This window comes from Muriicola sp. (assembly GCF_049669965.1).
Taxonomy (GTDB): domain Bacteria; phylum Bacteroidota; class Bacteroidia; order Flavobacteriales; family Flavobacteriaceae; genus Muriicola.
In genome coordinates, this window is sequence record NZ_JBATLB010000019.1 from 1 (window position 1) to 14,457 (window position 14,457).

The following is a 14,457-nucleotide window of genomic DNA, read 5'->3' on the forward strand; positions in this document are numbered from 1 at the left end:
AGTGCAAATAACGATCCCACGAGAGCCCTGTTATAAACTAGGAATCCGATTTAAGGATCAGGAGGTCATAAAAGCCTTTGTAGATCACGGTCACCCGGGCACTTACGTAAAGGTGCTGCAGGAAGGAAAAGTACGTAAAGGAGATTCTTTTGTTTTAAAGGAAACAGCAGATCAAAAGCTCTCTATAGCCGATGTTTATAAATTGCTGTACGACAAGGAAAAAAACATAGATCTATTAAATCTGGCACTGCGTTGTGAGGCTATTCCTGAACGAACCAAAGATAAGCTTAAGAGGTATCAAAAAAAGGGGCCCTAGAGCCCCCCTTTCACTGAACTAAACTAAACTAAACCTACTTCACTACGTAATACTCATAATACGTATCGTTTCCTTCTTTTACAATTACTTTATAATTGTCTTTTACAGCACTGCTAAAGTTAAATGCCTTTTCAATCACCAATTTATTTGAAAGGGTCTCTCTAAAGACAACTCGGTTCTCACTGTCGATTACTTTGATCTGAACATCTCCCATTTCCTGGTTAAAAAAGTTCATAAACAATTTAGAATCTGTTTTTCTAAAATAAGGTTTGTGATCCCCATCGCCACTTACATTAAATCCGTTATTTCTATTAGTTGACACGGAAGGAGGTGTATGTGCAAAACTTAAGGCAGTTGCAAATAATAGAGCAATCGCAGTAATACTTTTAAGTGTTTTCATGTTTCTTGTTTTTTAGTTACTAATTAAACTCATGACAAACTTAGTCAGAGAATAAAGAGTGTACTACTGCATATTTTTCCATTTTATGTTCTATATTAACCTAAAGGAGTGTTAAAATTAGGCTAATTGATAATATACCATATATTTTGGGTAATTTTGCAAAGTTACATCCCTTCGAGGAATAGTAATTTTACATGAATATTTATTATATATGATACAACAAAGACCTACTTTCGAAGCCATTGCCCCGGATTTTGGCAACTCGTTTACTTATCAAAAGTTTGATGAGGACAGGTTGAATAAAAACAACGTATGGCATTACCATCCGGAAATAGAACTGGTCTATGTAAACGGGGGGGCCGGAAAACGCCAAATTGGTAGCCATGTCTCCTATTATACCAATGGAGATCTTATCCTGATAGGGAGCAATCTGCCACATTGTGGCCTTACAGATAAACTCACCGGGAACAAAAAAGAAACGGTGATCCAAATGAAACAAGACTTTTTGGGTAGTGATTTCTTTAATATTCCCGAAATGAAGCAGATCCAGTCGCTTTTCGACCTGGCTGCCGGAGGTATTGCCTTCTCTGGAAAAACCAAGCGAAATATTGGGGATAAGATGGAGGTCCTGGAATATCAAACAGATTTTAAAAGACTATTGTCTATCCTAAACATTCTGAATGAGCTGGCAGCCTCTGAAGAATACAAGGTGCTCAATGCCGCCGGTTTTTCCCTAAAGACAGAGGTGAAAGACAATGATCGTATCAATGTGGTATTCAATCATGTAAAGCAGCATTTTAAAGAAGACATTTCCCTGGATGATATTGCGGGCATGGTAAGTATGACAGTTCCCTCCTTTTGTCGGTATTTTAAGAAGATCACGAATAAAACTTTTGTACAGTTTCTAAATGAATGTCGACTCGTACATGCTTCAAAACTCCTGGCCGAACAGCCTATGAGTATTACGGAAGTTTGCTTTGAAAGCGGATTTAATAATTTTTCGCATTTCAATAAGTCATTTAAGGCGTTTACTGGTCAAAATCCCTCTGAATACCGCAATGAGCTTAAAAAAGTAATGACCTGATACCAATGACCGGTACTGTTATACAAATAGACCTGCCACAAAGCGATATAAGCTTCTATCCCAACTTTATAAGGCCTGAAGATGCCACGACCCTAATGGACATCTTTCAGCGCAGCATTTCCTGGCAACAAGACCAAATCAAGGTCTTTGGCAAGACGTATCCCCAACCACGGCTTACGGCACTCTATGGGAATAACCAAAAGCCCTATTCCTATTCCAATATTACCATGTATCCTCATCCTTTTACCAAGGAACTGGAGGAAGTAAAATCTCGTATTGAGACCCTTATCCCGCCCACCGTTTTTAGCAGCTGCCTCCTAAACCTCTACCGCGATGGGAAGGACAGCAACGGATGGCATGCAGACGATGAAGATTCTCTGGGCAAAGATCCGGTGATTGCTTCGGTTTCTCTAGGTCAGGAACGCTATTTTCATTTTAAAAATAAGCAGGATTCTTCTCTGAAACATAAAATACTTTTAAACCATGGCAGTTTACTGATCATGAAGGGTAGTACCCAACATCATTGGCTGCATCAGATCCCGAAGACCAGTCGGAAAATTGGAGAGCGGATTAACCTTACCTTTCGGGTCATTAAATAAATTCAGGACATTTTAATACCTTTGCCAGGCTATGAAAAAAGAATTTACAGAAAGGGATTTAGATCGGATCATTGAAATGGCCTGGGAAGACAGGACTCCTTTTGAAGCCATCAGCTTCCAATTTGGCATCTCAGAACAAGAGACCATAGAGCTCATGCGGAGGGAGATGAAACCCAGTAGTTTTAAGATGTGGCGTAAAAGAGTTCAGGGCAGGGCCACAAAACATGCGAAATTGAGACCTGAAACCACGGACCGTTTTAAAAGCAGCCGTCAGAGAAACATCAGCGGGAACAAGATCTCTAAACGCTAATTAAAGAGGTTATTCAGGACGGCGGCCAGCCGTAAACCTCCTTTGAATAGTTGGTCTTCTACAGTGGTCCAATATTTATAGCTGTATTCATATCCTAATTTCTCACCAGTCTCAACAGAAGCATATAGCTGATTGGCAAGGGAATGCGATTCCCCAACCCAGTCTAATACCGTACCTTTTTGTAATTCCAAACGCTGTTTCCTTGATATGTCTGGCATATTTTCTGCAAGCTCGGTATAACTCATCCCATTTTGATCAATAAGGTTAGAATCCCATAATCTATGGAGATTACTGCCTTTTCCGAACCATTGTAATTGGATATCGTTCCCTCCCCTATTTTCGGCCCAGCCAGCATGCAGAGGCTGATGCAGATCTCCTATAAAATGAACTAACATCTTCAGGAAAAACTCCTTTTCAGAGGGAACTGTCTGAGGATTCTTTATTTTTTCTACACAGTGTTGAATGGCCATGACAATATCCCCTTCAGCACTCGGTGTTTCTTCACCGTATTTCTTATCTGCCGGGTAATTCACATAATGCCATGGGTAGTATTGCCTATATAGGGTATCCGACTTTATATCGTCTGCAAAGTTTGCCACTGCCGCAAGACTTTTGCCATTCAGGATGTTATTGATCATTTTCTTTGCTCTCCTGTTCAGGTGCATTTCGGCCACTTCACCAACTACCCTGTGACCTGTTTTACCCCATACAGGTACCTTTGCCAGCGATAATTGGGACACTAAAAACAATAGGAATAAAACTCTTTTCATCTCTTTTACTTTTTGTCAAAAATAGAGAATCAACCGTAAAACCATTGTTAAATATTTATAGCAAATAACTATGGTATACTACTATTTAAATTTTGGGATTACTTTAACGATTAATTCTGTTAAATTTGCCCGCATGCCAAACACCTATACCATATCTAAAAAGTGGGGCCTCCCGGCCATTCTATTCATACTGTGTTTGCAGGTAGTCTCTGGCCAGAATAACTTTTCTACCAAACAAAAATCCTTTACAGTAAAATACATTCAGGATTTTATCGAACTAGATGGTATCCTGGATGAAGCCATATGGGAAGAAGCCGAGAGTGCCAATAATTTTTGGGAATACTTTCCTGTAGATTCTATACAGGCCATAGAGCAAACAGACATAAAAATGCTCTATGATGACAAGAACTTATATATCGGAATCACTGTTTACACAAAGGGTACTGACTTTGCTATAGAATCTCTGAAACGCGACTTCAGGGCCGGGAACAGCGATAATATTACCCTCCTTTTTGACACTTTTAACGACGGCAACAACGCCTTTCTTTTTGGTACAAATCCTTACGGTGTAAGAAGAGAAGGCCTTGTATCTGGGGGTGGATTAGACCTAAGGGGATTTACCATATCCTGGGATGTAAAGTGGAGGGGAGAGTCTAAGATCTACGATGGTTACTACACCTCAGAAATGGTCATTCCCCTAACCTCATTTAAATTCCGCGAAGGGGAAACGAAATGGCGTTTTAACAGCTATCGATTTGATACCCAGAGTAATGAAAATAGTACTTGGGCCCGCATTCCACAGAATCAGAACATCTTCGGACTTACCTTTATGGGGGATATGGTTTTTGAAAAACCACTTGGCAAATCCAGAACACCGTTGGCCATTATCCCGTATATCAATTATCTGAATGCCCAGGATTTCGAAAATGAATCTTCGGTTAATAATTTCAAAGTGGGTGGTGATGCCAAGGTGTCTATCGGGAATAGCCTGAACCTCGATATCACACTAAATCCCGATTTTTCACAGGTAGAAGTAGATAATCAGATAACCAACTTAACGCGTTTTGAAATTGGCCTTCCCGAAAGGCGGCAATTTTTTATTGACAATATTGACCTCTTTGCTGACTTTGGTGATTCCCGGGACAGTAACCCCTTTTTTTCCAGACGTATTGGTATTGCCTTGGATACGGCTGATAATACCATTGAAAACAGTATCATAGGAGGGATACGGCTCAGCGGTAAACTGAACAAACGACTCAGAATTGGTTTCCTTAACCTTCAAACCGAGGCCGATGAGGCCAACGAAATTGCCTCCAACAACAATATGATGCTGGCCGTTCAGCATCAGGTATTTTCCCGTTCCAACATTGGCTTCTTCTTTATTAACCGACAGGCCACACAAGACTACGCCTTTCTGGCTGAAGAAGAACGGTACAACAGGATTGCTGGAGTTGACTACAACCTGATATCGGAAGATAATTTATGGAGCGGACGATTATTCCTGCACAAATCCTTTGAACCGGAGGGAAGGGATGAAGACATTTCTACGGGAATGCAGTTAGAGTATAACTCCCGTCACTGGAACTTTTTTAGCAAAGCTGTATTTGTTGGCGAAGATTACCAGTCTGATCTCGGCTTTATCCGTCGAACCGATATTTTCAAGAGTATTTTAAGTATGAGAAGGATCTTTTGGCCTAAGAGAGGTATTATTCAGAACCACAGTATACGATTCGTCCCGAATTTAATTTGGAGTCCAACCCGTAATTTCCAGAACACAGATTATTCCACCCGTTTGGATTGGGAGGTACGGTTTAATGATTTATCTGAGGCACAAGCATCATTTTCGCATGAGTATACCTTTTTATTAGACGAATTTGACCCTACCCGAAGTGATGATGCCTTACCGCTACCCGGTGAGCAGGGCTACTATTACAATTCTGTCAATTTTCGGTACCGATCAGACAGGCGACGTATTTTGTCCTATTCAATAGAGCCTACCGTCGGAAGGTTTTTTAACGGTGATCGTTTTTCGTTGGAAGGAGGGATAAACCTCCGTTTGCAGCCCAAAGCGATCGTCTCCATGAACTTTAGGTATGACCAGATACAATTACCGGAACCTTACGGTAGTGCAAATATCTGGCTGATAAGCCCAAGGTTTGATCTGACCTTCAGCAAATCGATCTTCTGGTCGACCTTAGTTCAGTACAGTAACCAGCGGGATAACCTGGGAATTAATTCACGACTACAATGGCGTTTTGCTCCACTGTCTGACCTTTTCCTGGTATACAACGACAATTATTTTGTCAATTCTTTTATGCCAAGACTAAGGTCGATTAATCTCAAGCTTACCTATTGGCTCAATATCTAATTATTGAATCAGAGTCCCGTTTTTTTATTTCTATATTTGGTGTTCTAGCAAACTAACCAAAAATTAATGAATCAATTACCACTTACGGACGATACCGTTATCCTTGGATTATTATGCGTGTGCCTTGGATTTGTATTCCTTACCTCCTCTATAAAAACAGGGTTTTGGAGCAAGTTTTACAAAGTTGTTCCCACCCTCCTAATGTGTTATATGCTTCCTGCAATACTCACAAGTGTTGGACTGATTTCGGAAGAAGATTCTAATCTATACTATATTGCCAGCAGATATCTATTGCCCGCGGCCCTTATTCTTATGACCCTTAGTATAGACCTTAAAGCCATCATGAATTTAGGCTCTAAAGCGCTCATTATGTTTTTAACAGGTACTGTAGGGATTATCTTGGGTGGACCTTTGGCTATCCTTATTGTGTCAATATTCTCCCCGGAAACCGTAGGAGGAGCTGGTTTTGACGCTGTTTGGAGAGGCCTGGCCACGATTGCGGGGAGCTGGATCGGAGGAGGGGCTAACCAGGCTGCTATGCTCGAGGTTTTTAAATATAATCCGGCCAACTTTGGAGGGATGGTCCTGATTGACATAGTAGTTGCAAATATCTGGATGGCCATTATTTTATTAGGAGTAGGTAAAACGGAACGTATAGACCGATGGCTGAAAGCAGATACCAGTTCCATAGATACCTTAAAAGCAAAAGTTTCTGCCCATACCGCTAAGATAGCTCGAATAACCTCCCTTCAGGATTTTGTGGTGCTAACCTGTCTGGCATTCGCCGGGGTTGGTTTAGCGCATTTCCTGGGATTTCATTTTGCCGATTTTCTGGAATCTAATTTTGAAATGATCCGCAATAAAGAGAAAGCGCTTTCCTCCTTGGGATCGGATTTTCTCTGGATGGTAGTGTTCGCCACGGCTGCAGGCATACTCCTATCTTTTACCAAAGCTAAGAATTTCGAAGGGGCCGGAGCTAGCAAGATCGGTGGGCTATTCATATATATTCTGGTGGCCACCATTGGGATGAAAATGGACCTTGGCAAAGTATTGGAAAATCCAGGGCTTATTGCTATAGGGATCATATGGATCTCTATTCATGCCGGACTCTTGATTCTGGTGGCTAAACTTATTAAAGCACCCTTTTTCTTCCTGGCAGTAGGAAGCCAGGCGAATATAGGTGGTGCTGCCTCCGCACCCATAGTAGCAGCTGAGTTTCACCCCTCCCTTACCTCTGTGGGTATCCTATTGGCCGTGCTGGGATACGTAGTAGGTACCGCTGGTGCCTATATTTGCGGCCTGTTGATGGAAGTTGCTTCTAAAGTTTAGAAATACGATTACCTTTGCAGATATTTGCGCGAAAATATAAATGATATGAAGCAATTTTTAGTCTCCCTCCTTTTGGTAGTGTTCTGTGTAGCCTGTGCTGACAAGGCAGAAAACACCATGTTGGTGAATGGGTCCGTTAAAGGACTGAAAAAAGGAGTACTATATCTACAAAAAGTATCGGACACTACCTTGGTTACGATAGATTCACTAGTAGTGAAAGGCAGTGGTGACTTCAAATTTTCTACCACAGTGGAAAGTCCCCAGATATTTTATTTATATCTGAAAAAAGAAGACAATAATGACATGAATGACAGGATCACTTTTTTTGGAGAGCCAGGCACCATCAGCATTCAGACATCCTGGAATGATTTTGAGAAAAAAGCACTCATTGAGGGCTCTGAGACCCAAAAGAAATTAGAAGAATATTCAAAAGTTATCAGTCGTTTTAACACGCAAAGCATTGAACAGCTCCAGGCTTCCGTGAATCCGGAACTTGTGAAGGATCCGAATGCCATAGACTCTCTGCAAAAGGCCTACGAAAAGAACATCCTAAGGAGTTATCTATATGCGCTAAATTTTGCTCTGAATAACACGGAGTCACACATAGCGCCCTACATAGCATTAAAAGATGTAGCGGATGCCAACGTAAAATATCTGGATTCTATATACAATTCCTTGTCCCCGGAGGTAGCCAATGGTACCTATGGACTGGCCTTAAAAAAACATTTGAGTGAAGTAAAGGAGAAGGAGTAGGGATTTATCCCAGTTTATTGAGCTTCGCAATTAATGTGGAAGCCTCTTTCTCTAATTCCTGACGAACTGTTTTAAGATGTGCCTTTCTATTCTCAACATCTCTTTTGTTCACCTTTGCGATCAGATCATCAAAAGTGAGGATAGCCTTGTCTATGATCTCAGAGCCTTCTTTTGAACCTGTACTCTTATTTGATTCCTCGATTATATAGACTGCTTCTATTATATCTCCCAGAACGTAGTTAATATCTTTCTTTAAGTCGCGTATGTTTGCCATCTCACTTATTTTTTTGCAAAAATAACCTTTAGATCGCCTTCTTAAAGAAAAAAGCGACTTTTCTTTTAAACTGTTATTTCCAAAAGCTTACATCCGCCTGTTTTAATGGCTATTTTTTTAGAACTGGCGGGAAGTAAAACAGTTTCACCCTTTTGAACTGAAGTAACTCCAGATTCATTAGAAACCTTTGCCTCGCCTTCTACACACATATAAATGGTAAAAGAGTCTCTTGAACTTACGTCCTGCACAAGATCGCTTTCCAAATGAAGGAAATTGGTTTTAAAATATGGGCAGGCAACCATAGGATTTATCTCGTTCTTCTCCTTTGTATAGCTCACCTTAAAATCGTCCTTTTGCTCAAAATCAATGGCATCTAAAGCCAACTTAGTATGCAGCTCGCGCAAATTGCCTTCCTTATCGCGTCGGTTAAAATCAAATACACGATAGGTAACATCAGAAGTTTGTTGAATTTCGGCTAGTAACACCCCGGCGCCAATGGCATGTATCTTCCCGGTATTTATAAAAAAGGTATCTCCAGGCCCTACTTTTTCGTAATTCATATAATCTAGCAAGCTGTTACTTTCCAGACTTTTCACATATTGCTCCTTGCTAACAGCCTGGTTAAAGCCAACTATGAGATTGGCATCCACCTCGGCATCCATGATATACCACATTTCGGTCTTGCCAAAGGAATTATGTCTTTCTTTGGCCAGGGCATCATTGGGATGCAACTGTATAGACAGGTCTTGTTTGGCATCTATAAATTTTATGAGTATTGGAAATTCTTTGCCAAACCTTTCAACCACCGAAGCACCTAACAATTCATTAGCCCTGCTTTGAATAAGGGTATTTAATGATGTGCCTTCCAAGGCTCCATTAGAAACCAGAGAGACGTCTCCCCTCACCCCGGATAATTCCCAGCTTTCCCCAGTGATATCACTGGTGATAGGCTTGTTGAGTTGGGTACCTAATCTAGTACCTCCCCAAAGCCGTTCTTTTAAAATAGGGTGAAATTTTAAGGGATACAGATTGGGCATTTTTATTTTTTTAATGCTTTTAATGCTTTTAATGCCTTTGAGATGTGTTGGGATGCCCCCATGCTGTTAAAGACCATGCTCACCTTTCCTTCTTTGTCTATCACATAGGTCTCTCTCCCTGGGAGCAGATTAAATAAAGCCTTTTCTACTCTAAATAATCTTCTCACCTTGTTTTGTGTATCTGCCAGCAATATAAATGGCAATTTATAAGATGAAGCAAATTTACGATGCGAAGCTTCAGAATCTGCACTTATACCGATGACCTCTGCGCCTCGATCGGTGAATTCTTCATAACTGTCTCTGAAGGAACATGCTTCCTTGGTACAGCCCGGGGTATAATCCTTCGGATAGAAAAACAAGACCAAGGGTTTTTTCCCTATATGATCTTTGCTATCAAATTTATTTCCGTCTTGATCATTTAAAATGAAATGAGGAGCGGTGTCCCCAATTGAAAGGCTCATATCTTATCCGGAATAGGTTACAAAATTTCTGGGTGTTTCATACAAAACAACTTCCAGGTCTTTACTCTCTTCTATATGTGCTCTTAATTTGTTCCAAATCACCACGGCAATATTCTCTGCGGTAGGATTGAGATCCTTGAATTCCGGAACATCCAGATTGAGATTTTTGTGATCCAATGCGTCCTCAATCTCCGATTTGATAAGATCTTTCAGAATTTTCACATCCATCACAAAACCGGTGGCAGGATCAATTTCACCCTGGACGCTCACAATCAATTCATAATTATGACCATGAAAATTGGGGTTGTTGCATTTTCCAAAAATAGCATTGTTCTTCTCATCGCTCCAGTCTGGCCTGTACAACCTGTGAGCAGCATTAAAATGGGCACGGCGACTTACTTTGACACTCATGATACTTGTTTATTTTGAATTAAATGATCGTAAAACTTTTCAAAAATGATCTTGAACCAGGCCGTATACTCTTGAGGGGACCGCAGTATGTCTTGCTTAATATCCTCGGGACGCATCCACTTCCAGCTGGCCACCTCTTCTGTATTGAGCTTAGGATCTCCTTCATAAAAACCCATCATAACATGGTCTAGCTCGTGTTCGGTGAGTCCATTGTCAAAAGGCGCTTTGTATATAAAACTAAAAAGCTCTTTGAGGTCTGTTTTAAATCCCATCTCTTCCTGTAGCCTGCGTTTCCCGGCTTCAATATTAGATTCTCCAAGACGTTGATGAGAACAGCATGTATTGGTCCATAAGAGGGGAGAGTGATACTTCTCTGCTGCTCTCTGCTGCAACATGGTTTCCCCTTTTGAATTCATAATAAAAACAGAAAAAGCCCTGTGTAGTACAGCTTTTTCATGGGCCTCCATCTTTGGCATGGTCCCAATTTCCTCGTCATTCTGGTTAACTAAAATTACTTTTTCCTCTTTCACATGGTAAAAATAATAGGTTTCCCTAACTCTAAGGGTTAAGTCTATCTTAAATCTTGAAAGAAAAAAATGCTGAACGGGAACCTTAGAAGAAGCGGGGCGACTTTAGATTGTCTTTTACTTTGATAAAATCGTAGCGGATAATTACTTCAAAAGAACCATCATTAAAGGTGGCAGCCCCTAATGCCGTGATTTCCCTGTCATAGGCAATACCGATCATAAATTCAGGAGATAGCTGAAATCCGGCCATTCCACTCACGGCGGCATCCCAGCGATAAGCGGCACCCAGGATGAATTTATCGTTATACATAAAATTCACGGAGCCATCCAGCTGTAACGGGGCTCCCTGCACTACCTTGGCAAGAATTGTTGGTTTAAACTTCCACAGCGGATTCATCTGAAATACATAGCCGGAAATAAAATAAAAGTTCATTTGTTCGGCAGCCGTAGAAAGTGAAGATTCGTCAAAATGTGATGTTTCCAGAAACCTGGGGACAGAGAGCCCCAGGTAAAAATTATTTGTATGGTAATAAATTCCTGCTCCAATATTGGGAGACAGTTTGTTCTGTATATCTTGTTGTAAGGTAGGATCCGGGCCTCCGGGATTTGTGTAGTCCTGGTTTAATTCAGAAAAGCGGATATCGAGTAAATGAACACTTCCTTTCAGTCCAAAACTTAACCTCTTTTCGGCAGCGAGCTGAATGGTGTATGAAAAATCCACATCGAAATAGGTTTCAGAGGTTGGGCCAATCTGATCATTTACTATGGACAGCCCCATACCTACCCCACGATAGCCCACAGGGGTATGGAAATTAAAAGTCTGTGTTTTAGGAGCCCCTTCGAGCCCTACCCATTGTGCCCTGTATAAGGCAGCAACACTTAATTGCCCTCTGGAACCGGCATATCCGGGATTCACACTCACCGTATTATACATATACTGAGTGTATTGAGCGTCTTGTTGTGCCACAATATTGGTCATTGAGAACAGTAGTATTAGGATCCAACTATTCCGAAGGATTGATTTTATAGATGAAAGGTTGTTATACTGTCTCATTGTTTATCTATTAAGGTAAATATAGCCGGTCAATGATTTCATTGCCCCAGTATTGTCCTCGTAATCTAATATATAAAAATACGTTCCTACAGGTAGTTTGTTTTCCTTATCTATGGTCACCCTGCCTTCCGAACTTCCATCAAACACATTGCCCTGGGTATCGTATGCCTTGGTAACATATACCTGTACACCCCAACGGTTATAAATACGGATGGTATTATTAGGATACTCCTCCAGGCCGCGAATCGCCAATACGTCATGAATACCATCGCCATTTGGAGTAACCACATTGAATACTTCAATATCTGCCTCGATGGCATTGGGTTGAAGATAATCCGGGGTACCATTATTGTCTGAATCATCGTTGGCATAATTCCCATCCCCATTATTGTCTTCGTCTATAGTAGGAATTCTGTCATTATCATCATCAGTATCGCGATAATCCGATTCATCATCACCATCAGTATTCGGCAGATCCCCAAATGGATCGTCTATTTCATCATTTATATCATCGTCTATGGTTGAACTTCCTTCATACCCATCATCCAGACCGTCATTATCCTTATCAGATCCAATGAAGGTAACATCCGGTATACCGTCATGATTGTGATCATGTCCTTCTATAGAATCTGGCACATTATCGTTGTCACTATCTTCATCCACGTAATCTGGCAGGCCATCGCCATCGGTATCAACCGGGATTATTCCTAAGCTACCGCCATTTTCATAGGCATCATCCAATCCATTATCATTTACATCATCTCCGGTTGGTGAAATATAGCCATCGGTGGTTTGTGCTTCCACATTGTCCGGAATACCATCATCATCACTGTCTATATCCAGATAATCCGCAATCCCATCGCCGTCTGTATCCGTAGGATTGGTGAAAGGGTCATTATCCCCATCCAGATTAAGATCTTCAAAGGCATCTACAATTCCATCGTCATCACTATCCAGGTCTACATCCGGCTCATTTATGTAGACATAAATGGTTGCGGAATCACAATTACCCATCATGTCACATACGGTATATACAAAATCGTCCGCACCCAAAAATCCTGGATTTGGTACATAGGTAAAAATGTCATCTGTAGGATCGTTCGGGGTTCCGTTGTCATCCCTGCTAACCACACCATTTGTAGGGTTGGTGTTGGTTATGGTCCCGGTGGTTGGAAGGTCGTTATCATTATTTTCCCAGAAACCAATGTCTACCGGGGTATCTATGATGGTTGCCACAGCATCATCTGTCGTATCTATTACCGGTAGAACGTCTATCGTTACCGTAGCTGTGCTACAGTCACCCAACGTATTACAAACGGTGTAGGTAAATGAATCCGGACCGTTATAATCTGCAAAAGGTGTATACTGAACAATATCGTCTGTAGGATCGTTTGGTGTTCCATTGTTATCTACTACTACGGTTCCATTGGAAGGATCTGTAATTGTTAAGGTTCCGGTACCCGGAATGCCACTGTCATTATCATAAATTGGGATCAGGGTGGATGTATCCTCATCCAAAGCAATAAAATCATCTACCAGTGTTGCGGCTTGTTGTAAGCACACGACTGTAAAGATTGGTAAGTCCATCGAATTTCCTGCCTTTGTAATCGTGGCAGTATAGTTAGTAACCGTCGTGGTTGCAGTTACAACCGGTCTGAGTTGATCCCCACTTACGGCAGGAACCCATGAGACTGTTGCACTACCGGTAACATTGGCAGTAATATCAAGAGTCACCTGGTTATCCGGGTTTTCACAATCTGTCAGAATAAAATAACCGGTGGCGTTAGAGCCACATAGGGTACCATCATAGGTCGCAAAATAGATGCCGGGCGTAGAGGTTTCGTAAAAGAAATTGGTTCCCAGTACTGTACTGGTATCTGAGGCTTCATACCAGCGATAATTGCTCTCATCGCCCCCGTTAGGTGCCTGCAATAAAAACTGTGCATTAGATGCAACAATCCCCAACAATGTAAAAACAAAGCTGAGGATGAAAAGTTTATATATGCGAGCAGTTTTCAAGCCTTTTGGGGTCGGGTTATGTTATTATTTTACTACAAACACTACATTGATCAATGAGTTATAGTCGGATGGTTGCCCTATGATCTGGTAACTCAACACCCCATTGCCGTCAATGGTCATTGTGGCCGTATTAAATACGGTTGGATCTGCATAGGTCACATAGTAATACAGTTCGGTAGCACCATAGGTTGGAACCGCTGCAGGCGCTCCTGTACTGGCCACAGTGGGGGTATCAAATTGCGCGGTATACTGTGCATACAGGTCAATTGAAAAACTTCCATTGGTGGAGGCGTCTACTGCAATCGATGGTGGATAAAAGATTCTGGCAGCTTTGGATGTAATTGGTGCCATGGCCTGAATTACTTCCTCTACCGTAGTTTCGTTGGTAGGTGAAACTTCACCTCCTTCATCTACGTCAATAGGTGTTCTTAAAAGAACTTCATCGTCATATTGATCGTCGGTACTTCCTGCGGCAACCTCATCTATGGCAGCCTGTACATCAGCAGCCGTTAAACCAGAAGTGGTATTATCATAAGTAACTTCTGCTGCTGTCTGATCATCGGTACCCACCAGGGCAGACAGATCCACGGTCTCGTTGGTTCCATTCTCAATACCGATGGTCAGGATGTTACCGGCCAGGCCAGAACCACTGATGTTCTGATCGTCCGTACTTCCGGCAGCCAATTCAGCTAAAGCTCCTTCCACTTCTGTGGAAACGAAATTTCCACCGGCATCGGTGATGCTC

17 protein-coding genes are annotated in these 14,457 nt (G+C 41.6%); 7 read left to right on the plus strand and 10 right to left on the minus strand.

Annotated features, from left to right (window positions below):
* The coding region (locus WBM49_RS00750; protein WP_424370146.1) for an MOSC domain-containing protein at positions 1 to 316 on the plus strand (316 nt) is incomplete at its 5' end.
* A gap of 34 nt (positions 317 to 350) precedes the next feature.
* Here WBM49_RS00750 and WBM49_RS00755 read toward each other — a convergent pair.
* A complete protein-coding gene (locus WBM49_RS00755; RefSeq protein ID WP_424370147.1) occupies positions 351 to 716 on the minus strand; it encodes a hypothetical protein in 366 nt (121 codons plus the stop codon).
* A gap of 211 nt (positions 717 to 927) precedes the next feature.
* Here WBM49_RS00755 and WBM49_RS00760 point away from each other — a divergent pair, with 211 nt between their 5' ends.
* The 3 genes from WBM49_RS00760 to WBM49_RS00770 are packed head-to-tail and all read left to right on the plus strand — an operon-like array spanning position 928 to position 2,709.
* Positions 928 to 1,800: an AraC family transcriptional regulator gene (locus WBM49_RS00760; protein ID WP_424370148.1), complete on the plus strand. Its 873-nt coding sequence runs from the start codon at positions 928 to 930 to the stop codon at positions 1,798 to 1,800.
* Positions 1,801 to 1,805: 5 nt separating this feature from the next.
* A complete protein-coding gene (locus tag WBM49_RS00765; RefSeq protein WP_424370149.1) occupies positions 1,806 to 2,399 on the plus strand; it encodes an alpha-ketoglutarate-dependent dioxygenase AlkB family protein in 594 nt (197 codons plus the stop codon).
* Positions 2,400 to 2,430: 31 nt separating this feature from the next.
* Entirely contained in the window at positions 2,431 to 2,709 is a 279-nt protein-coding gene (locus WBM49_RS00770) for a TIGR03643 family protein (protein WP_424370150.1), read from the plus strand.
* Here the strand turns inward: WBM49_RS00770 and WBM49_RS00775 are convergent.
* Complete coding sequence (locus WBM49_RS00775) at positions 2,706 to 3,479, minus strand: S1/P1 nuclease (protein WP_424370151.1); 774 nt, start codon at positions 3,477 to 3,479, stop codon at positions 2,706 to 2,708. The genes WBM49_RS00770 and WBM49_RS00775 overlap by 4 nt on opposite strands.
* Positions 3,480 to 3,612: 133 nt before the next feature.
* Here WBM49_RS00775 and WBM49_RS00780 point away from each other — a divergent pair, with 133 nt between their 5' ends.
* The 3 genes from WBM49_RS00780 (at position 3,613) to WBM49_RS00790 (ending at position 7,929) form a co-directional block, all read left to right on the plus strand.
* The gene (locus WBM49_RS00780; protein WP_424370152.1) at positions 3,613 to 5,847 is read left to right on the plus strand and encodes a DUF5916 domain-containing protein; all 2,235 of its coding nucleotides are present in this window, start codon (positions 3,613 to 3,615) and stop codon (positions 5,845 to 5,847) included.
* Positions 5,848 to 5,913: 66 nt separating this feature from the next.
* Entirely contained in the window at positions 5,914 to 7,176 is a 1,263-nt protein-coding gene (locus WBM49_RS00785) for a DUF819 domain-containing protein (protein WP_424370153.1), read from the plus strand.
* A 45-nt stretch (positions 7,177 to 7,221) separates the two neighbouring features.
* Positions 7,222 to 7,929: a DUF4369 domain-containing protein gene (locus WBM49_RS00790; protein ID WP_424370154.1), complete on the plus strand. Its 708-nt coding sequence runs from the start codon at positions 7,222 to 7,224 to the stop codon at positions 7,927 to 7,929.
* A 4-nt stretch (positions 7,930 to 7,933) separates the two neighbouring features.
* Here WBM49_RS00790 and WBM49_RS00795 read toward each other — a convergent pair whose 3' ends face one another.
* The 8 genes from WBM49_RS00795 to WBM49_RS00830 form a co-directional block, all read right to left on the minus strand.
* Positions 7,934 to 8,203, minus strand: a complete 270-nt coding sequence (locus tag WBM49_RS00795; protein ID WP_424370155.1) for a hypothetical protein — start codon at positions 8,201 to 8,203, stop codon at positions 7,934 to 7,936.
* Positions 8,204 to 8,268: 65 nt separating this feature from the next.
* Positions 8,269 to 9,231 carry a type I phosphomannose isomerase catalytic subunit gene (locus tag WBM49_RS00800; protein WP_424370162.1) on the minus strand — a complete coding sequence of 321 codons (963 nt, stop codon included), beginning with the start codon at positions 9,229 to 9,231 and terminating at the stop codon, positions 8,269 to 8,271.
* A gap of 11 nt (positions 9,232 to 9,242) precedes the next feature.
* Complete coding sequence (locus WBM49_RS00805) at positions 9,243 to 9,701, minus strand: peroxiredoxin (protein WP_424370156.1); 459 nt, start codon at positions 9,699 to 9,701, stop codon at positions 9,243 to 9,245.
* A gap of 3 nt (positions 9,702 to 9,704) precedes the next feature.
* Positions 9,705 to 10,112 (minus strand): 6-pyruvoyl trahydropterin synthase family protein, encoded by a 408-nt coding sequence (locus tag WBM49_RS00810; protein ID WP_424370157.1) that lies wholly within the window; start codon positions 10,110 to 10,112, stop codon positions 9,705 to 9,707.
* Positions 10,109 to 10,642, minus strand: a complete 534-nt coding sequence (gene idi, locus WBM49_RS00815; RefSeq protein ID WP_424370158.1) for an isopentenyl-diphosphate Delta-isomerase — start codon at positions 10,640 to 10,642, stop codon at positions 10,109 to 10,111. The genes WBM49_RS00810 and idi overlap by 4 nt, the downstream gene beginning before the upstream one ends.
* A gap of 82 nt (positions 10,643 to 10,724) precedes the next feature.
* Complete coding sequence (locus tag WBM49_RS00820) at positions 10,725 to 11,693, minus strand: PorP/SprF family type IX secretion system membrane protein (RefSeq protein ID WP_424370159.1); 969 nt, start codon at positions 11,691 to 11,693, stop codon at positions 10,725 to 10,727.
* Between the two features lie 3 nt (positions 11,694 to 11,696).
* Entirely contained in the window at positions 11,697 to 13,712 is a 2,016-nt protein-coding gene (locus tag WBM49_RS00825) for a gliding motility-associated C-terminal domain-containing protein (RefSeq protein ID WP_424370160.1), read from the minus strand.
* Between the two features lie 24 nt (positions 13,713 to 13,736).
* Positions 13,737 to 14,457, minus strand: a 721-nt coding sequence (locus WBM49_RS00830; protein ID WP_424370161.1) for a hypothetical protein, incomplete at its 5' end; no start/stop codon positions are given.

Excerpts from the sequence above, each read along its gene's own strand:
- WBM49_RS00820 (WP_424370159.1), bottom strand. The coding sequence starts at position 11,693 with ATGAGACAGTATAACAACCTTTCATCTATAAAATCAATCCTTCGGAAT.
- WBM49_RS00790 (WP_424370154.1), top strand. The coding sequence starts at position 7,222 with ATGAAGCAATTTTTAGTCTCCCTCCTTTTGGTAGTGTTCTGTGTAGCC.
- WBM49_RS00760 (WP_424370148.1), top strand. The coding sequence starts at position 928 with ATGATACAACAAAGACCTACTTTCGAAGCCATTGCCCCGGATTTTGGC.
- WBM49_RS00795 (WP_424370155.1), bottom strand. The coding sequence starts at position 8,203 with ATGGCAAACATACGCGACTTAAAGAAAGATATTAACTACGTTCTGGGA.
- WBM49_RS00755 (WP_424370147.1), bottom strand. The coding sequence starts at position 716 with ATGAAAACACTTAAAAGTATTACTGCGATTGCTCTATTATTTGCAACT.
- WBM49_RS00765 (WP_424370149.1), top strand. The coding sequence starts at position 1,806 with ATGACCGGTACTGTTATACAAATAGACCTGCCACAAAGCGATATAAGC.
- WBM49_RS00805 (WP_424370156.1), bottom strand. The coding sequence starts at position 9,701 with ATGAGCCTTTCAATTGGGGACACCGCTCCTCATTTCATTTTAAATGAT.
- WBM49_RS00775 (WP_424370151.1), bottom strand. The coding sequence starts at position 3,479 with ATGAAAAGAGTTTTATTCCTATTGTTTTTAGTGTCCCAATTATCGCTG.
- WBM49_RS00810 (WP_424370157.1), bottom strand. The coding sequence starts at position 10,112 with ATGAGTGTCAAAGTAAGTCGCCGTGCCCATTTTAATGCTGCTCACAGG.
- WBM49_RS00780 (WP_424370152.1), top strand. The coding sequence starts at position 3,613 with ATGCCAAACACCTATACCATATCTAAAAAGTGGGGCCTCCCGGCCATT.
- WBM49_RS00770 (WP_424370150.1), top strand. The coding sequence starts at position 2,431 with ATGAAAAAAGAATTTACAGAAAGGGATTTAGATCGGATCATTGAAATG.
- WBM49_RS00785 (WP_424370153.1), top strand. The coding sequence starts at position 5,914 with ATGAATCAATTACCACTTACGGACGATACCGTTATCCTTGGATTATTA.